Consider the following 19,910-nt stretch of genomic DNA (forward strand, 5'->3'; position numbering starts at 1 on the left):
AATGGTGTGATTTTTGTTGATTATCATTCAAACCTTGTTGATACTGACGGATTAACAGTGAAGGACGGCTTGACAATGGAAGGGCTTCATCCTCATGTTTATGGATATAATATTATGGTGAATGTGTTAAAAGAAGTGTTAGAGTAAAATGGGATAGAAATTTAATAAGAATAAATAACCAAAGAGTAGGAGTGCAAAGGTTGTTGTACTTCTATTTAGAATTATAGACAAAAAGAGGTTGTAAAATGTTAAAAGAACTCTATGGCAAGGAAGAAAATGCAAATAAAAGTGCAATTGGTATTATCTTCATTATGTGTGTGGTATTAAGCTTAATATCAGTACGCTACTGGAAATATCAAAATGGAGGAATGACACTCATTGCATTATACCCAATGAGTGTAGGAATCGTGATGTTCTTTTGTTCAATTACAGCCTATTTTTTTAAGAAGAAAAAAAGTGAAAGATTTATTTGATACTAATTCAAGTATGTATGGAACTAATACTAAAACATAGGAATGCTCCTTTGGTGAGCGGTATCACGATAATTATTATAACAATAATAATGCTAAAAATATGCAAAGTTTCAAGAAAATTATTTATAAATGGAAAATACAAATATTGTAAGAAATTCATGAGCGTATTAAATTAAGTGTACAAGCGTATGAGTGGGATACTTACTATTTGTTAGATTGTGGTAAAATGAATAGGAAAAGAAAAAACGCTATAAAGACGGAGTAGAAATAATAAAGCATATACTAAATACTACCTACGAATATTCTACTAATAACAGTAATTTAATAACAGAATTGAACCATGCATTAAATAATATCTCAAAATGCCTATGTTAGAAAGTAATAAAAAAACGTAATAATATAGTTAGAGATTCATAATCCGATTTACCATGCTAAAGAAAATCACTTTAGTACGCTAAATTACTAATTGACAAAGATGGTATAATTGTATACAATAGTACTAACTTAATGAAAAGTGCTGATTATAAGGCATTATTATTGTATACAAGGAGTGAATAAAATGGAAAACCGCAAAGTATTCTTAAATCAACACAACAATTTATTACAATTGGAAGAACGTATCTATCCACTTGTAGATGTAGATAAACCTAATGTATTTCGTAATCTATTTCCTTATGATGAGGTACCAAAGATTGCATTTAATGACCGTACTGTACCTCACAATATGCCAGATGATATCTGGATTACAGATACAACATTCCGTGATGGACAACAATCGAGAGCACCTTATACGACAGAGCAAATCGTTACAATTTATGATTATTTTCATAAATTAGGTGGACCAAATGGAATCATTCGTCAAAGTGAATTCTTCTTATATAGCAAGAAAGATCGTGATGCAGTTTACAAATGTTTAGAAAGAGGATACAAATTCCCAGAAGTAACTTCATGGATTCGTGCAAGTAAGAAAGATTTTGAATTAGTAAAAGAAATCGGATTAAAAGAAACAGGTATTCTAGTAAGTTGTTCGGATTATCATATATTTTATAAGATGAAGATGACAAGAAAAGAAGCAATGAATCATTACCTAGGAGTAGTAAGAGAATGTCTTGAAACTGGTGTAGCACCACGTTGTCACCTTGAAGATATTACACGCTCTGATATTCATGGTTTCGTTATTCCATTCTGTGTAGAATTAATGAAATTAGGCGAAGAATACGGTATTCCAGTTAAGATTCGTGCATGTGATACAATGGGATATGGTGTTAACTTCTCTGGCGCAGTTGTTCCACGTTCTGTACAAGGAATTATCTATGGATTAATGACACATGGTGGAGTGCCTTCTGAAATGTTAGAATGGCATGGACACAATGACTTCTATAAAGCAGTTTCAAACTCTACAACAGCATGGTTATATGGAGCAAGTGGTGTAAACTGTTCTTTATTTGGTATTGGTGAAAGAACTGGTAATACTCCTCTTGAAGCAATGGTGTTTGAATATGCACAGCTAAAAGGAACATTAGATGGTATGGATACAACAGTAATTACTGAGTTAGCAGAGTACTTTAAAGAAGAAATCGGCTATAAAGTACCATCAAGAACACCTTTCGTTGGTCAAAACTTCAATGTAACAAGAGCGGGAATTCATGCAGATGGATTACTAAAGAATGAAGAAATCTATAATATATTTGATACAGAAAAGTTCTTAAACAGACCAGTATTAGTAGCAGTATCGAATACATCAGGTCTTGCAGGAATTGCACATTGGATTAACACATACTTTAAATTAAAAGATGAGAGAGTTGTTGATAAATCACACCCTGTTGTAGTGAAAGTAAAAGACTGGGTAGATACAGAGTATGAAGATGGTCGTGTAACAGTTATTACCGATGATGAATTATTAAAAATTATTGATGATTCATGTAAGGAATTGAATATTACCATCTAATATGGTAAACTATGCAAGGACGACTATGCAAAATTATCATCTTACTCAAAGAAGATTATGTTAGCATTGTCGTCCTAATGTAGGTAGAAACGTAACTTGAAAGAATATAGTGCTAAATGCTGATAGTAATAATGTCTGTCTAAATAGTACTAACAGAAAATGTTTCTGTGAATGAAAGTTACACTAATATAATTAACAATTAGGAAAGTACAGGAGGATTATCAATGAATACGCAGCAAATCGAAGCAGCAAAAGAGCAATTTGGAAAACTATTAGAGAAGCAACTTGCAAGAGTTGAAGCAATGAAGGGACAAGCTGATTTTGTAAATTATAATGAACTTGAAAAGATTACAATTGGTGTATGTGGTGGAGATGGAATTGGTCCAGCAATCACTGGTCAAGCACAAAGAGTTCTTGAATTCTTATTAAAAGACGAAGTTACAGCAGGAAAAGTAGAATTCAAAGTAATTGATGGTTTAACAATTGAAAGAAGAGCAGAAGAAATGGCAGCTATTCCAGCTGACGTATTAGAAGAATTAAAAGCCTGTGATGTTATCTTAAAAGGACCTACAACAACACCTAGAAAAGGTGATGGACTTCCTAATATCGAATCTGCTAACGTAGCAATGAGAAAAGAATTAGACCTTTTCGCTAACGTTCGTCCGGTTCGTATTCCAGAGCAAGGAATTGACTGGACATTCTACCGTGAAAACACAGAAGGTGGATATGCAGCAGGTAAAGAAGGTGTTAATGTAACAGAAGATTTAGGAATCGACTTTACAATTGCAACATCTCAAGGTTGTGATAGAATTATTCGTGCAGCGTTCGAATTTGCAAAAGCAAATGGTAAAACTCGTGTAACAGCAGTTACAAAAGCAAACATCATCAAAACAACAGATGGTAAATTCCTTGATACATTCTATCGTATCGCAAAAGAATACGATGGAATTACTGCTGATGACTGGTACATCGATATCATGACAGCAAAATTATTAGATGAACAAAGAAGAAGAGATTTCCAAGTAGTTGTATTACCAAACTTATATGGTGATATCATTACAGATGAAGCAGCAGAATTACAAGGTGGTGTAGGTACTGCTGGTAGTGCCAATATTGGTAAGCAATATTCCATGTTTGAAGCAATTCATGGTTCTGCTCCACGTATGGTACAAGAAGGAAGAGATATCTATGCGGATCCATGTAGTGTAATCCGTGCTGGTGCAATGTTATTAGCTCATATCGGTTATACAGAAAAAGCGAACCAATTGTACAATGCACTTGACATCTGTACTGTTACAGAAAAGAAAATGGTAATGACTGGTAGAGATACTGGTGCTACAGGTGCTGAATTTGCTGATTACATTATGGAGACGATTGCGAAGAACTAGGAGGAAAAGTCTTTGGACAGTTTTCATGAGCAGAAAGAATCAGCCGATAAATATTCCTTGAGAGGTCGTGTATTTCACAAGATTCGTGACAATATTCTTTCAGGCAAATATAGTCAGAATGAAGAATTAAAAGAAGTGACAATAGGGAACGAATTAGGCGTCAGCAGGACGCCTGTTCGTGAAGCATTAAGACAACTAGAATTAGAAGGATTAGTGAATATCATTCCGAATAAGGGTGCTTATGTAAATGCAATTACAGCAAAAGATATTCATGACATCTATATGATACGTTCTTACCTTGAAGGACTTTGTGCCCGAATGGCATGTGAGAATATAACAGAGAAGCAGATGGAAGATATGGATGAAGTAGTGTATCTATCTGAGTTTCATACAAGACGTTCTCATGAGGAGCAGATTTTTGAGCTAGATAATAAATTTCATGAATTACTGTATGAAGCTTCTGGTAGTCGGATTTTATCGCATTTGCTATCTGATTATCATCAGTATGTACAGAGAATTCGTAAGGTTTCTCTATCTTCTATGCCTCGTGCAATGCATTCGAATGAGGAACATATCGCAATTATGGAAGCAATAAGAGAACATAATGCAGATAAAGCAGAATCTCTTGCCCATGAACATATTAAGAATACAATTCAAAATATTAGTGAAAAGGGATTAGAGAAATTAGTTTAAAAACATGATATTGTATTCATCGTTAAGATTATTCTTAACCTGGATACCCGAATCAATGATATAAAAGGAACAAGCCTACGAAGATTTCTCCTCGTAGGCTTGTTCCTTTTATATCATAACGAAGTTGCTCTCCCCAATACGTAACTTGAGGAGAGCTTGAATTGGCATCGTTGTTCTATGATAAAGAAAGTTCTTCCCATTGTTCCATAAGTTCTTCTAAACGTTCTTCAATGGCTTTTTTCTCTGTGTTTAATTCTAGCAATCGTGCTACATCAGTATAAACCTCTTCCAGCGTTAATAGTGCATCAATTTCCTCATTACGAGTTTCACAAGCACTGATTTCGTCTTCCACTTTCTTTAGTTCATTCTGACGTTTTCTTTCTTTTGCCTGTTGCTCTTTCTGCTGTTTCCAATCTAATTTAAGATCAGATGAATCGGTAGTAGAATCAGTCTGAGTGGAGGAGTCAACATTTGTTGTATTTGTTGTAGCAGTAGAGTTAGAATCCTTAGAAGTAGTGTTATGTACGGAATTCACTCCAAGATGCATACGTTCTACTTCAGGTTTTTTCTCTAGGTAATAATCATAATTTCCAATATAATTCAGCAACTGATTATTTGTTAAATCAAGAATACGAGTCGCTGTTTTATTAATAAAATAACGGTCATGCGATACGTATAAAACTGTACCAGAATAGCTGTTGATTGCATCTTCAAGGATTTCCTTTGATGCAATATCAAGATGGTTTGTAGGCTCATCAAGAACTAAAAAGTTTGCTTCGGATAACATTAATTTGGCGAGAGAAACACGTCCACGTTCCCCACCACTTAGTTCTTTAATACGTTTGAATACATCATCGTTTGTAAATAAGAACGCAGCAAGAATATTGCGTACAGCCGTGTTTGTAAGGTTTGGGTACGTATCTTGTAGTTCATCAAATATTGTTTTCTCTGGTGAAAGTACTTGGTGTTCCTGATCGTAATAACCAATCTTAACTTTAGAGCCAAGACGCATCTCACCTGAATCGGCATTAATTAAGTCGTTTAATATCTTTAGGATTGTAGTCTTACCTGTTCCGTTGTTACCAATAATAGCAACTTTTTCTTCGCGTTTTACTTCGAAATCTAAATCGGAAAAGAGGTGTTTAGAGCCGAAAGATTTTGAGAGTCCTTTCACGGAAAGAACATCATTACCACTAATATTATGAGGCTCTAATCGAATGGAGATATGATGTTGCTCCATAATTGGCTTATCAACACGATCGATTTTATTCAACATCTTCTCGCGGCTTTCTGCACGTTTGATTGATTTCTCACGGTTGAAAGAACGGAGTTTGGCAATCACTTCTTCTTGATGTTTGATTTCTTTTTGCTGATTAAGGTAATTCTTTAATTGTGCATCTCTTACAAGTGCTTTCTTCTCTGCAAAGTCAGAATAGTTACCAAGATACATCTGGGATTTTGTATATTCGATTTCAACAACTTTTGAAACAATCTTGTCTAAAAAGTAGCGGTCATGGGCAACAATAACAACAGCACCACGATAGTTAAGAAGATAGTTTTCAAGCCATGCGATAGATTCCATGTCAAGATGGTTTGTAGGCTCATCTAAGAAGATAAGATCAGGTGCAGTAAGAAGTAATTTACCAAGAGCAACACGGGTTTTTTGACCACCTGATAGTTTGTCTATAGATTTCGCAAAGTCTTCTTCTGTAAAACCAAGACCTTTGAGGATACCTGTAATTTCGCTTTGATACGCATATCCATTTTGTAATTCGAATTCATGATTTAATCTAGCATAGGTAGATAGCATGGATTCCAGTTCATCACCAGTAACTTCTTTCATGTCATGTTCTAGCTGACGCATACGGTCATATAATTCAATAACATCTTTTTTTACTTCGAGAAGTTCCTCATAGATAGAATGGTGGGAAGTAAGTGCTTGATGTTGTGCAAGGTAGCCAGTAGTAGCACCTTTGGCAAATGTAATTTCACCAGAGTCGGCACTTATTTCACCAATTATTATCTTAAGAAGCGTGGATTTACCAGCTCCGTTTACACCGATGATAGCGGTTTTTTCTCCTTCGTTGACATGAAAGGAAACATTTGAAAGTACTTGTTTCCCAACAAAGGATTTATTTATATTGTTACATGATAGAATCATGGGTATAGTCATCCTTTCTTCGCATAATTTCACTGCTAAGTGGCTCTTGAAAATCAACAGTTATTTTATCATAATTAATCCATGAATGCTAGACATTTGCACATTTTCTTTTCGATTTCTGCTATAAAACAGGTGCAATATAGGAAGAAAGATACTATAATGGATGTATTGTGAATAAAAAATGGAGGAAGTATGAGAATAGATATAATTGGTAATTTGAGAGATATCAACTATCTGTCAATTATGGTGCGAATGTTACTAGCACTTCTATGTGGTGGAATAATTGGATATGATAGAGAGAAAAAAGGAAGACCAGCAGGATTTCGGACGCATATTCTAGTATGTATTGGTTCATCTTTGGCGATGATTACGAGCCAGTTTATTGTATCCATATTGGGAATGGATACAGACCCTACAAGAATGGGATCGCAAGTAATCAGCGGAATTGGCTTTTTAGGAGCGGGAACGATTCTGACAACATCAAAACAGCATGTCAAAGGTTTAACAACCGCGGCGGGATTATGGGCATGTGCTAGTATGGGATTGGCAATTGGAATTGGCTTCTATGAAGGAGCAATTTTAGGTTGCATCTTTATATTAGCAAGTATGAAGATTATGCAGGGATTTGAGGTACTTTTACTATCAAAATCAGATGTCATTGAAATTTATATTGAAGTTACATGTGTTGAAGGTATCGGTGAAATGATAGGATTTATGAAGGAAAACCAAATGTCAATTATGCATTTTGAAACAGTGTCAAGTAAAGAAGGGAATTCCTCCGTTGGTTTGTTCGTCAGCGTGACAAAAATAAAGGAAAAATCAATAGAGGAAATCGTAGAAAGCATAAAAGATCATGAGCTGGTAGCTACCGTATATCATATCTAAAATTGACAAGTAATTAACGAGTAGTTATAATGAAGAATAAGGGTTTTTGATATAAGGAGGGTGCATCGTGTACGAAAAAGAAATATCATTAGCAGTTATCAAAAGACTTCCAAGATACTATCGTTATTTAGGCGAATTGTTGGAAAACGATGTTGTCCGTATTTCATCGAAAGAGCTAAGTGAGAAGATGCAAGTAACAGCGTCTCAGATAAGACAAGATCTTAATAACTTCGGAGGTTTCGGGCAACAAGGCTACGGATATAATGTGGAGTATCTCTTTACAGAGATAGGAAAGATTCTTGGACTTGATAGAAAATATCATGTGATTATTATCGGGGCAGGTAATTTGGGACAGGCATTAGCAAATTATACGGATTTTGAAAGAAGAGGTTTTTTAATTCAAGGTATTTTTGACGTAAACCCAAGACTAGAAGGAATCTCAATACGTGGGAATGAGATTCGAATGATGGATACATTGGAAGACTTTGTTAAGAACAATAGCGTTAATATTGCAGCATTAACAATTCCTAAAGCAAAAGCACCGCAGGTTGCTGCGGATTTAGTGAGTTGGGGCGTGAAAGCAATATGGAACTTCGCACCAACGGACTTGAATTTACCTAAGGATATTATAGTTGAGAACGTTCATCTTGCTGAAAGCTTGATGCGTCTATCTTATAACTTAAAGGCGCGTGAAGAGCAGAACCAAGAAACAGAAGAATAACGAAAGAGATGGGGCACGTTTATGGCGAGAAGAAAGGATAAGAGTGTTGATTTTAAAGAAGCACTACAAGGTAAGAAATTACCGATACTAACACTAGATGATCGTTGGTATCAGCTTATTCCAGAACACGAAAAGACAGCATCAATTAAACAGCTTGAGAATAATCTAAACAATTTGATAAAGAAGCAGGGGAAAATGATTACCGATATAAAGGAAATGAAGAAGCTCAAGAAGAAATTAATGAGTGAAATCGTAGCCAATATGGAGCCGGATAATTCTGCAGCAGGTAGATTGAAAGCGAAAAAGCTAGAGAAGAGTCATCAGCTTATTGAAGATATCAATACAAAAATGCAAAATGCAGATGATAATCTTCTTGATATGCCATATGAGATTAAAAAGGCAAATGAAGAGCTTATGGTAGAGAGTATGAAACTTTGCTATGCAAAACTAACGCAGAATCAAAAGGATATTAAAGAATTAGATGTGTGGATTCTCAAGACACGTGAGATGTTAAAAGTACGAATTCTTGAAAAACAGGATAAAGAAATAGAGAACAGTTCACTTTATTCTTATATGCACAATATATTAGGCAATACGGTTATCGACGTACTTGATGATAAAGAGTAAGGATGGAGTAACAGTGATTATTGGAATTGGTACAGATTTAATTGAAATCGAGCGTGTTGAGAAAGCTTGCGAGAAGGAACATTTTTTAAAAAGATGTTTTACAGAGAGTGAGATTGCTCTAATACGAAAAGATAAAAGAAAGGCTTCTGATAATTTCGCAGTGAAAGAGGCGGTTGCCAAAGCATTTGGAACAGGAATTCGTGGCTTTGCGCTTACGGATATTGAAGTACTGCGTGACGAGCTAGGCTGTCCATATGTTACATTGTATGGAGCGGCTTTAGAACTGGCAAACAAGCGTGGAATCGGAAAGATTCATGTGTCTATAACAAATACGAAGATATATTCGAATGCTTTTGTAGTAGCAGAGGGAGTATCATCATGAAATATTTAGTGAATGCAGCCCAGATGAAGGCAATTGATGAGTATACAAGTAATGAAATTGGTATACCAAGCCTTGTATTAATGGAAAAAGCAGCAATGGCAATTGTAGAAACGATGCTACTTAATATAGCGAAAAGTGACAAAATCTTAGCCGTATGTGGAACAGGTAACAATGGTGGAGATGGTGTTGCTGCTGCGCGAATACTGAAAGAGCTTTGCTATCATGCAGATGTGCTTATTATTGGTGATGAGAATCGAGCAACAGAGCAGACAAGACAGCAATTGGTTATTGCCCGTAATATGGACGTAGAAGTCTATAGCAATGTGGATATATCCGAATATACTGTTATTATAGATGCAATGTTTGGTATCGGCTTGTCAAAGCCAGTAATGGGGTCATTTGAACAAATAATAGAGACCATTAATGCAAATGATAATAACGTATTTTCTGTAGATATTCCTTCTGGTATTCAGGCAGATAACGGTAAAGTTATGAATATTGCTGTGAGAGCGGATTATACGATAACATTTGGTGTAAACAAGATAGGTCTAGTGCTATATCCTGGCAGTGAATATGCTGGTGAGGTAATCGTAGCAGATATTGGATTTCCTGCAAAGGCAGTCAAATATGTGAAACCATCTGTGTATTACTATGAGGCAGAGGATTTGAAACGATTACCATTACGAAAGAACTATTCGAATAAAGGTACTTTTGTTAAAGTATTAATAATAGCAGGCTCTCATAATATGTCAGGAGCTTGCTATTTATCTGCTAAGGCAGCGTATCGTAGTGGTGCAGGGCTTGTGAAAGTTCTGACAGTAGAAGATAATCGAAGTATTATACAAAGTCAATTGCCAGAGGCGATTTTAGCAACGTATAATCCTTCTTGTTTAGAAGATAAATTAGAGGTGGAGCGCATTATTCAGGAGCTAACATGGGCAACATCGATTGTAATCGGCCCAGGGATTGGTGTATCTGAGGCATCGAATTGTTTACTGGACATTGTATTAAATTATGCGAAAGTACCCGTTGTTATTGATGCAGACGCATTAACGTTATTAGCTAGTAAAAGACAGTATATTTCCAAAGGAAATGAAACAGAACAGTTTAGCAATATAGATTTACCAGAGAATATAGTAATTACCCCACATCTGAAAGAAATGTCTAGACTGCTGGATTGTGAAGTGTCTGATGTGCAAGAAAATTTATTTACGGTTGCGAGAAATGCTGTAGATGGAAAACGATTTGTGTTGGCATTAAAAGATGCGAGAACAATTGTAGCAGATGGGAAACATTGCTATATTAATGTATCTGGAAACAATGGAATGGCTACTGCGGGAGCAGGAGATGTATTAACAGGAATAATAGCAGCCATGTTAGCGCAAGGTATGAAGCAACTAGAAGCGACAGCACTAAGTGTATATGTACATGGGCTTGCTGGAGATAGAGCAGCAAAACGAAAGAGTGTATACTCTTTAATTGCGAGTGATATAATTGAAGCACTTCCGTCAGTACTTCATGAATGGAGTTAATATATAGCTAACATGGTAAGGAGGCAGTTTTCATGAATGAATACTACAGAGTTGAGGCTCGAATTGATCTTGATGCAATTGATAATAATATCAATGAAGTGAGAAGGAATATCGATAAGAATACAAAGATTATGGCAGTAATCAAAGCAGACGGTTATGGTCATGGAGCAGTTGCATTAGCAACAGCACTAAAAGATAAAATTGATGCATTTGGTATTGCTATTATTGAAGAGGGCATTGAGTTACGTAATGCAGGCTTTAAAAAACCAATACTAATATTAGGATTTACACCACATCAGTTATACGAAGAGTTATTAAAATATGATATTATGCAGACCATCTTTCAATATGACATGGCAAAACGTCTTTCAGACATTGCAGTTTCTCTTGGAAAGCAAGCCAAAATTCATATTAAGGTTGATACGGGAATGACTCGTATTGGATTCAAAGATATAGAAGAGAGTATTCAAACGATTAAAGAGATTAGTAAGTTGCCTAATATTGTTATTGATGGTATGTTTACACATTTTGCATGTGCAGATGAAGTGGATAAAACATCGGTTAGAAAGCAGTTAAATCGTTTTTTAGCATTTGCAGATAAATTAGAGAAAGAGGGAATCCATATTCCAGTGAAACACGTATCAAATAGTGCTTCTATTATTGATTTGCCAGAAGCAAATCTAGATATGGTACGCTGTGGTATCTCGACTTATGGTATGTATCCTTCCGATGAAGTAAATAAAACTAGATTGCTACTACAACCAGCATTGACATTAGTAAGTAATGTTGTGTATGTGAAAAAAGTAGAGGCTGGTACAGGAGTTAGTTACAATAGCACATATATTACTGATAAAGAAAGTGTGATTGCTACAATACCAGTTGGCTATGGAGATGGTTATCCAAGACAATTATCATCAAAGGGAAGAGTTTTAATTCATGGCAAATCAGCTCCGATTGCGGGCAGAGTATGCATGGATCAGTTTATGATAGATGTTACAGATATTCCAGATGTTAAAGAAGGCGATAAGGTAACATTGATTGGTCAAGATGGTGACGAATATATATCTATAGAGGAAGTTGCAAATTTAGCAGGATCATTTAATTATGAACTTGTCTGTGACATAGGAAAGCGTGTACCAAGAGTATACTATAAGGAAGGCATGAAAGTTGGTACAGCAGATTATTATAACTGTTTGAATCAAGTGTTAGATTTGCATTTTTAATTCGAAGAAACAAAGAAGAGATTTAAAAACATAAATAAAAAACCTCGCAAGAGACAGGTTATGAATGGCAAAAATATATTTACCAAATAATAACCATAGAAAAATAGTACACTTTAGGAATACACAGGTCAAAACTGGCAATAATAAAGCTAAAGCCAATAAATGGAGTGTGAATAAAGTGATAATTAAGCGTGGTGACATTTTTTATGCAGATTTGAGGCCTGTAGTAGGCTCAGAACAGGGCGGTGTTCGTCCAGTTCTAATTATTCAGAATGATACAGGAAATAAACATAGCCCAACGGTAATCTGTGCAGCCATTACATCAAAGATGAATAAGGCAAAGCTTCCGACACATGTGGAGCTAGACGCAGAGAAATATGGTATTGTTAAAGATTCTGTTATCTTGCTGGAACAAGTGAGAACAATTGACAAGACTAGATTAAAAGAAAAAGTTTGTCATTTAGACCGAGATGTACTAAAAAAGATTGATAAAGCGTTGCTTATTAGTTTCTCTCTGGATACATAAGGCCCAGTACAAGTCAATTGTAGTATAAGATAAAGGAGAAAAGATTTTATATGCATGACGGGTATCCGATTACTTTTTTAAGGAAGAAGATAACAACATTGATTTTACGTTTATGTGGAAATAAATCAGAGGATTTAGAAGACGAAATTATATCGATGGTTAACGAGGGGCAGGAACAAGGAGTTCTTGCGTCAAATGAAGCTGAGATGATATCGAACATTATCGCATTTGATGAAAAAGAAGTGAAAGATATTATGACTCATAGGAAGAAGATTGTAGCAATTGATTGTAATGAAACAGTGGAGCAGACATTGCGTTTTATGTTAGATAAATCGTATTCAAGATACCCATTGTATGAGGATGATATTGATAATATCATTGGTATTCTTCATGTGAAAGATGTAGCAAGATGCTATATGTCTCCTAAGTTTAAGAATAAACCCCTGAAATTAATTGCGAGAAAGCCATATTTTGTTCCAGATACACAAAATATAAATGTATTATTTAGTGATATGCAGTTAAAGAAGGTACATATGGCAATTGCTGTAGACGAGTATGGACAAACAGCAGGTCTAGTTGCCATGGAAGATATTCTCGAAGAAATTGTCGGAAATATCCTTGATGAATATGATATAGATGAGAAATTAATTATTAAACAAGATGAAGGACAATTCCTTATGAAAGGATTGGCTGGTCTTGATGATATTGAGGATATATTGGGGATTGAAATTCAGGAAGAAGACTTTGATACATTAAATGGACTATTAACATCACTACTTAATCGAATCCCGAATGATGGAGAGCATGTGTCGCTTTCTTATGGTGGATATCTGTTTGAGATATTAGATGTTAGGAATAAGATGATTCGTTATGTGCGTGTAACAAAGGAATTGGAAGAGAATTTGGAAGATACGGATGAATTAGAATAAAAGAATAGTATAATGGCAAAAAGAACGCTTAGGGTAAGCGTTCTTTTGCTGTGGTAATACTTCAAGGGTAGAGTATTACCTGTATTTTTTACGTATAATAGGGTGGGAGTAGATAGTTTTTTTACTATCTGAAACTTATTATAACGGCTAAATGTGTTCAATGTGTGAAATAATCATGAAAAAGATGTGATGTTATATAACTACTTTCGACAATGAAATATGAAATACATCATAACATTACAGCAAGCCCGGAAATTTGCTAAGAAGGAGGAGAACGATATGGAAGTGGGTGCTTCAAAATCTGAGAATATGGATATGAAGGAAACAATGAAAAAGGAATGCTTAACGAAGGAAGAGAGACAAGCTCAGTACAAGATACTAATGGATACGGCATTGCTGGCAGGAGAAATTATGCTAAAGAGTGGAGCTGAAACATACCGTGTAGAGGATACAATCTGTAGAATTCTCAAAACATCTGGTTTAGAGACCGCAGAAACGGTAGCAACAGTTACAGGATTGTTTGTTACCCTTTCAGACCCTAGTATCGACGCGATTACTCGAATTGCACGTGTAAGTGAGAAGCAATCGAACCTAAGTCAAGTATATGAAGTGAATGCTGTATCACGTAATCTCTGTGCAGGTGCAATTTCTGTTGAAGAGGCATATCAAGAATTGCTACGAATTAGAGATAAAAAGGAATATCCAACGTATATGGTTTACATTGGAATTATAATGACTTCTTCGTTTTTTTCTTTGCTGTTTGGTGGCGGACTTCTTGCGTTTATGTTAGCAGCATTGAATGGCTTATGGATTGTTATCTGTAGACATACGGCAGAAAAGGTGAAGCTTAATAATTTTATTACGGATATGCTATCTTCTTTTATAATAGCTGTAGCAACGGTACTATATACAAGGTGTTTGAGTAACTCTGCAATTAAGGAGACGATAATTGTTGCCTCGATTATGCCACTAGTGCCAGGCGTTTCGATTACAAATGCAATTCGTGATACATTACAAGGAGATTATCTTTCAGGGGGAAGCCGTGCAATCGAAGCATTTGTTATCGCTGCGTGTATTGCCGTAGGGATTGGTGCGGGATTAGCCCTTTCAACAGCATTGATAGGAGGTAGCTTACTATGATGATACAAATAATTGGAGCGTTCCTTGGTGTTGTTGGAATGTCTGTTGTAATAGGTGTGCCAAAGAAGTTGATACTATATTCAGGAACAGTTGGAGCAATTGGTTTTTGGGTATATCAGATGATTCAATTAAATCATGCATCGTCAAGTATATTGCAAGCATTTGCAGCAACGATGGTTGTTTCTTTGATTTCGCATATATTTGCAAGGGTACTCAAAGCACCGGGAACAATTTTTCTTATACCAGGAATTATGCCAATGGTGCCAGGTGCGAATATGTATCGTACCGCATATTATTCTATTGAGGGAAATGCAACATTATCATCATACTATTTGTCGCAAACAGTACAGATTGCAGGGGCGATTGCGTTAGCGATATTTATAATGGATTCCATTTTTCGAATTATACAATTGAAGAAACAGGTGTAGTGAGAGAGAGTTTTACTTGCGTTTTTTGGAATTATATGTTATATAAGTATATAAAACAGGGGAGATGAGGATTATGATGATTAAAGTGTTAGTAGGGATTATTGTATGCATTCTAGTGGCAATTATGTTGGTAGAGATAAAATTCTTTCGTTACGCAATTTATCGTTATGGAATTAAAATGCCAGATGGAGATGATGTGTTTACTGGAAGCAGGAAGAAGTATGAGGATGCCTTTCGTGAGGGAAAGGCTTGGATTGATAGTAAAAATCCAGAGCAAGTTTCTATTGTTAGTAATGATGGACTACGATTACATGGTTCTTTAATTCAGGTGAAGCACCCAAAACGAACTGTACTATGTGTACATGGGTTTCGAGGAATGGGAGAGGCTGATTTTGGTGTTATATGTGATTTCTATTATGAACAAGGGTGTAATTTATTAATTATTGACCAAAGAGCGCATGGTAGCAGTGAGGGAAAATATATAACATTTGGAACGAAAGAACGATATGATGTTGTGGAATGGATTACATTTTTGAATGAACGATTTGGGGAAGAATTACCGATTGTATTAGACGGAGTGTCTATGGGAGCATCTACGGTTCTTATGGCAAGTGGTTTTGATTTACCGGATAATGTGCGTGGTATTATTGCCGATTGTGGATTTACATCGCCTAAAGCAATCTATACACACGTTGCGAAAGAATACTATCGTCTTCCGGCATTTCCTTTGATTCCGATTTTTGGTTTGGTGTGTCGTATCGTTGCAGGATTTAACATAAGTGAAGCGTGTACAAAGAAAGCTTTGGCGAAGAATACAAGACCGATACTATTCGTTCATGGTGAAGATGATCGGTTTGTTCCACCATATATGAGTGAAGAAAATTATGATGTGTGTAATGCAGAATGCTATATGCAAAAGGTGGCGGGAGCGAAACATGCACAAAGTTATCTAGCGAATACGGAGCAGTGCCAAGAGAGTATAACCGAATTCTTTGAGGTGATTATGGAGTAATTGATATCACCATCTTAATTTGAGGATAGGTAAATGAAAAGTGTGCAAATCAATTTATATGTATTTTAAATTGGTTTGTCATTGGATTCATAATCATGAAGATATTCCTTCTGATATTGTTTTGGAGAAGTTCCTTTGTTTTGCTTAAAAAGTTTAATGAAATAACTTGTTGTGTTAAAACCAACTTGGTTAGATATCTCTGTGATATTCAGCTCTGTTGAAACAAGAAGCTTCTCTGCTTCTTTCAAACGAATATGATTGATATAGTCATTGAAGTTCATATTCATAACTTTATTAAAGAGTCGTGAGAAGTAACTTGAACTCATATTACATAGAGACGCCATATCGGGCGTCTTTATTTCGTTCATATAATTGTTCGGTACATAATCGAGTGCTGGTTGTAATCTTTTTAGGTATAATTCATATTCATTAAACTGGAATATACTGTTTGAGCTATTGGCGTGAAAATATCTTAGAATCCACAAGAAGATACGCCCAATATGATTACGAACAGCTAGTTCAAATCCATAACATTGCTCTTCCATTTCTTTTAGAATGTCCCATAGTAGTTCTGGTATGTTGGTATTGTTTAGTAGGTCTTTCGTAATAACCTTTTGCTGATTTGGACTATCAATTAAAAATGGGATGGTGTATTTTAATTCAGAGTAATTCTGAAACATATTATTATAGATTACTTCTGGTTCAAAGCGAAGAACGATATAGCTACCACCAGATTCACTAAGTGCATTAATATGATGAACCTCTCTGGAGTTAATTAGAATAAGATCCCCTTTCGCAAAAAAGTGGTATTTTCCATTTAGCAATACATGAAACTGCCCTTCAAGTCCATACAAAACTTCAATATAGTTATGGAAATGTGCAGGAAAGGCAACTCCAGCGCAAGGTACTGAGTGGATATTACAGAGATAGTTAGAAGGGATTCCATTGATTAACTCTTTTTTCTGTTCAGGGTACTGCATTAGAAAACTCCTTTCAAATAAAGATGACAAAATAGTTATACTTTTGGATAGGAAAATTATATCATATGTGATGTGATTTGACTATAATGTAACATATAAAGAAGTAGCGAAGCGGATTCTTAGGGATTACACGAAGTGTGAGACCGTAGCTCCAAAGGAGCAATATGTTAGCGAAGGAAATTACGGAGTAATTTCTTGAGCTTGTTTCTAAGATTACGCAAAGTGTACAAGGAGGAAAAATCATGGATCAACAATATATAAAGGAACACAAAATTGGTGTACCTTATGAAGGATTTGCAGAGTTTACAAGAAAAGTGGCAGCAGAAGGTGCTGTATTATTAAAGAATGATAATAACGTATTACCACTTAAAAAGGGGGAAAAAGTTTCCCTATTCGGTAGAGCACAGATTAACTATTACCGCACAGGAACAGGTTCTGGTGGTTCTGTTAACGTATTATATACTTCAAATATTGTAGAAGGTTTACGTGCGAAGAATGATATTACATTAAATGAATCATTAGTAAGCGTATATGAAGAGTGGATTAAAGAGAATCCATTTGACAATGGTGGTGGAGCTTGGGCAGCAGAACCACATTCACAAGTTGAAATGCCTGTAACAGATGAATTAGTAGAAGAAGCAGCGAAGCATTCAGATAAAGCAATTGTTATTATCGGAAGAAATGCTGGTGAAGATAAAGACAACATTCCAGAGGAAGGCAGTTTTTATCTTAAACAAGAAGAAATGAAAACATTAGAAACAATAACAAAATATTTTGATAAAGTAATTGTGCTATTAAATGTTTCAAATATCATCAATATGAGTTGGGTTGAAGACGAACGTTTCAAAGATAAAATCCAAAGTATTATGTATGTATGGCAAGGTGGTATTGAAGGTGGTAATGCAATCGCTGATGTGCTAGTTGCAGATGTGACACCATGTGGCAAATTAACGGATACGATCGCATACCAATTAGAAGCATATCCATCGGATGAAAACTATGGAGATGCAGATGCGAATCTTTATAGAGAAGATGTGTATGTTGGATACCGTTATTTTGAAACATTTGCACCAGAAGCGGTTCAATATGCGTTTGGATTTGGTTTATCTTATACTACGTTTGAGACAAATGTTACAAAAGCAGAAGTAGTTACAGATGCTGATTCAAAAGCTACAATTCAATTACAAGTATGTGTGAAGAATACTGGTGATACCTATGCAGGAAAAGAATCTGTGCAAGTATATGTAGAAGCACCACAAGGTAAATTAGGGCAACCGGCGAAGAAATTAGTTACATTTGCTAAGACAAAGGAACTTGCACCAAAAGAAGAACAGACACTAGAGATTTCATTTAATACAGAAGAGTTAGCTTCTTATGATGATGGTGGTGTTACTGGTCATAAGTCATGTATGGTACTGGAAGCAGGCGAATATGGAATCTATGTTGGCGCTAGCGTAAAAGACTGTGTACGAGCAACAATCCAAACGGCTACAGGAGAGATGACAGGATACATTGTAGAAGAATTACAAGTAATTGCACAATTAGAAGAAGCTTTATCACCAGTAGAGGCATTTACAAGAATGAAACCGGGAAAACGTCTTGATGATGGAGCATATGAACTTACATATGAAGCCGTTCCAACAAGAAGCTATTCTATGAAGGAAAGAATTGAGAAGAATTTACCGCCTACTTACCCACAAACAGGTAACAAAGGAATTAAACTGCAAGATGTTGCAGAGGGGAAAGCAACAATGGAGGAATTCATTGCACAGTTAACGACGGAAGAATTAGCAATCATTGTACGTGGTGAAGGTATGTGTAATGTGAAGGTAACACCGGGAACAGCAGCAGCATTTGGTGGCGTTGGCGATACACTGTTTGAATATGGAATTCCACTTGGTTGTGCGGCAGATGGCCCTTCTGGTATCCGTATGGAAGGTGGATACAAAGCGACGCAAGTACCAACCGGAACATTATTAGCAGCAACTTGGGATACAGAATTAATTGAAGAAATGTATGTGTTTGAAGGAAAAGAATTACTTCGAAATGAAATCGATACGCTTTTAGGACCTGGTATGAATATTCGTAGACATCCATTGAATGGACGTAACTTTGAGTATTTCTCAGAAGACCCAATTATTACTGCTAGATTTGCTACAGCACAAGTAAAAGGTATCCTAGCAGGTGGTTCAACTGGAACATTGAAACATTTTGCATGTAATAACCAAGAGTATCGTCGTAGTTTTGTTGATGCTGTTGTGTCAGAACGTGCACTTAGAGAAATCTATCTAAAAGGTTTTGAAGTTGCAGTAAAAGAGGGTGGAGCAAATTCTATCATGACAACTTACAATCCTCTTAACGGTCATTGGAATGCATCAAATTATGACTTGAATACAACGGTTCTTCGTAAGGAATGGGGATTCCGTGGTATCGTAATGACAGACTGGTGGGCTAAGATGAACGATTCAATTGAAGCTGGAGAAGCAACAATTACCAACACAGCAGCGATGGTTCGTGCACAGAATGACTTATACATGGTTGTTCCTAATGATGGTGCAGAAATTAACGCCTCAGAAGATAATACTGTGGAAGCTGTTGCTGAAGGGAAATTAACCGTTGGAGAATTACAACGTTGTGCCATGAATATCTGTGATTACTTAATGCATGCACCTGTATTTGGTAGAAAGCAAGATTTCAGTTGTTCTGTACAACAATACCAACCGTTAGAGAATGCAGTTACAGATAAGGCAGTTGCTTCACTTGCTATGAATAATCAGGTTTCGATTGAAGCGAACGGTACAGCTTATATTGATGCAAAAGCAGGAACATATATGTTAGTAGCAAACGTGCGTAACAAGAAAG

18 protein-coding genes are annotated in these 19,910 nt (G+C 35.8%); 16 read left to right on the plus strand and 2 right to left on the minus strand.

Features of this window, described 5'->3' with window-relative positions; all coding sequences use genetic code 11:
- Nucleotides 1–245 precede the first annotated feature (245 nt).
- From RMR19_RS20740 to RMR19_RS20755, 4 genes are all read left to right on the plus strand, one after another.
- On the plus strand, nucleotides 246–473 hold the full coding sequence (locus RMR19_RS20740; protein ID WP_310605413.1) for a hypothetical protein: 228 nt from the start codon (nucleotides 246–248) through the stop codon (nucleotides 471–473).
- A gap of 559 nt (nucleotides 474–1,032) precedes the next feature.
- Nucleotides 1,033–2,421, plus strand: coding sequence for a 2-isopropylmalate synthase (locus RMR19_RS20745; protein WP_310605414.1), 1,389 nt, complete (start codon nucleotides 1,033–1,035; stop codon nucleotides 2,419–2,421).
- 224 nt (nucleotides 2,422–2,645) lie between these two features.
- Nucleotides 2,646–3,809 carry an isocitrate/isopropylmalate family dehydrogenase gene (locus RMR19_RS20750; RefSeq protein WP_310605415.1) on the plus strand — a complete coding sequence of 388 codons (1,164 nt, stop codon included), beginning with the start codon at nucleotides 2,646–2,648 and terminating at the stop codon, nucleotides 3,807–3,809.
- 12 nt (nucleotides 3,810–3,821) lie between these two features.
- On the plus strand, nucleotides 3,822–4,502 hold the full coding sequence (locus RMR19_RS20755) for a GntR family transcriptional regulator (protein WP_310605416.1): 681 nt from the start codon (nucleotides 3,822–3,824) through the stop codon (nucleotides 4,500–4,502).
- A gap of 175 nt (nucleotides 4,503–4,677) precedes the next feature.
- Here the strand turns inward: RMR19_RS20755 and abc-f are convergent, their stop codons facing one another.
- Nucleotides 4,678–6,663 carry a ribosomal protection-like ABC-F family protein gene (gene abc-f / locus RMR19_RS20760; RefSeq protein ID WP_310605417.1) on the minus strand — a complete coding sequence of 662 codons (1,986 nt, stop codon included), beginning with the start codon at nucleotides 6,661–6,663 and terminating at the stop codon, nucleotides 4,678–4,680.
- 192 nt (nucleotides 6,664–6,855) lie between these two features.
- On the opposite strand from abc-f, the gene RMR19_RS20765 reads away from it, so the two are divergent.
- The 11 genes from RMR19_RS20765 (at nucleotide 6,856) to RMR19_RS20815 (ending at nucleotide 16,068) form a co-directional block, all read left to right on the plus strand.
- The gene (locus RMR19_RS20765) at nucleotides 6,856–7,548 is read left to right on the plus strand and encodes an MgtC/SapB family protein (RefSeq protein ID WP_310605418.1); all 693 of its coding nucleotides are present in this window, start codon (nucleotides 6,856–6,858) and stop codon (nucleotides 7,546–7,548) included.
- A gap of 67 nt (nucleotides 7,549–7,615) precedes the next feature.
- Nucleotides 7,616–8,269 (plus strand): redox-sensing transcriptional repressor Rex, encoded by a 654-nt coding sequence (locus RMR19_RS20770; protein WP_310605419.1) that lies wholly within the window; start codon nucleotides 7,616–7,618, stop codon nucleotides 8,267–8,269.
- A 21-nt stretch (nucleotides 8,270–8,290) separates the two neighbouring features.
- Complete coding sequence (locus RMR19_RS20775; protein ID WP_310605420.1) at nucleotides 8,291–8,896, plus strand: hypothetical protein; 606 nt, start codon at nucleotides 8,291–8,293, stop codon at nucleotides 8,894–8,896.
- 13 nt (nucleotides 8,897–8,909) lie between these two features.
- On the plus strand, nucleotides 8,910–9,278 hold the full coding sequence (gene acpS / locus RMR19_RS20780; protein WP_310605429.1) for a holo-ACP synthase: 369 nt from the start codon (nucleotides 8,910–8,912) through the stop codon (nucleotides 9,276–9,278).
- Nucleotides 9,275–10,810, plus strand: coding sequence for an NAD(P)H-hydrate dehydratase (locus tag RMR19_RS20785; RefSeq protein WP_310605421.1), 1,536 nt, complete (start codon nucleotides 9,275–9,277; stop codon nucleotides 10,808–10,810). Before acpS ends, RMR19_RS20785 begins: the two co-directional genes overlap by 4 nt.
- Nucleotides 10,811–10,842: 32 nt before the next feature.
- On the plus strand, nucleotides 10,843–12,033 hold the full coding sequence (alr, locus tag RMR19_RS20790) for an alanine racemase (protein WP_310605422.1): 1,191 nt from the start codon (nucleotides 10,843–10,845) through the stop codon (nucleotides 12,031–12,033).
- 178 nt (nucleotides 12,034–12,211) lie between these two features.
- Nucleotides 12,212–12,559 carry a type II toxin-antitoxin system PemK/MazF family toxin gene (locus tag RMR19_RS20795; protein ID WP_310605430.1) on the plus strand — a complete coding sequence of 116 codons (348 nt, stop codon included), beginning with the start codon at nucleotides 12,212–12,214 and terminating at the stop codon, nucleotides 12,557–12,559.
- Between the two features lie 50 nt (nucleotides 12,560–12,609).
- Nucleotides 12,610–13,488, plus strand: coding sequence for a hemolysin family protein (locus tag RMR19_RS20800; protein WP_310605423.1), 879 nt, complete (start codon nucleotides 12,610–12,612; stop codon nucleotides 13,486–13,488).
- Between the two features lie 279 nt (nucleotides 13,489–13,767).
- Entirely contained in the window at nucleotides 13,768–14,628 is an 861-nt protein-coding gene (locus RMR19_RS20805; protein ID WP_310605424.1) for a threonine/serine exporter family protein, read from the plus strand.
- On the plus strand, nucleotides 14,625–15,056 hold the full coding sequence (locus RMR19_RS20810; RefSeq protein WP_310605425.1) for a threonine/serine exporter family protein: 432 nt from the start codon (nucleotides 14,625–14,627) through the stop codon (nucleotides 15,054–15,056). Before RMR19_RS20805 ends, RMR19_RS20810 begins: the two co-directional genes overlap by 4 nt.
- A 73-nt stretch (nucleotides 15,057–15,129) precedes the next feature.
- Entirely contained in the window at nucleotides 15,130–16,068 is a 939-nt protein-coding gene (locus RMR19_RS20815; protein WP_310605426.1) for an alpha/beta hydrolase, read from the plus strand.
- Between the two features lie 65 nt (nucleotides 16,069–16,133).
- On the opposite strand, the gene RMR19_RS20820 is transcribed toward RMR19_RS20815, so the two are convergent.
- Nucleotides 16,134–17,048, minus strand: coding sequence for an AraC family transcriptional regulator (locus RMR19_RS20820; RefSeq protein ID WP_310605427.1), 915 nt, complete (start codon nucleotides 17,046–17,048; stop codon nucleotides 16,134–16,136).
- Nucleotides 17,049–17,290: 242 nt separating this feature from the next.
- Here RMR19_RS20820 and RMR19_RS20825 point away from each other — a divergent pair.
- On the plus strand, nucleotides 17,291–19,910 hold a 2,620-nt coding region (locus RMR19_RS20825; protein ID WP_310605428.1), incomplete at its 3' end, for a glycoside hydrolase family 3 protein.

This window comes from Anaerosporobacter sp. (assembly GCF_031551385.1).
In the GTDB taxonomy this organism is placed as follows: domain Bacteria; phylum Bacillota; class Clostridia; order Lachnospirales; family Lachnospiraceae; genus Anaerosporobacter.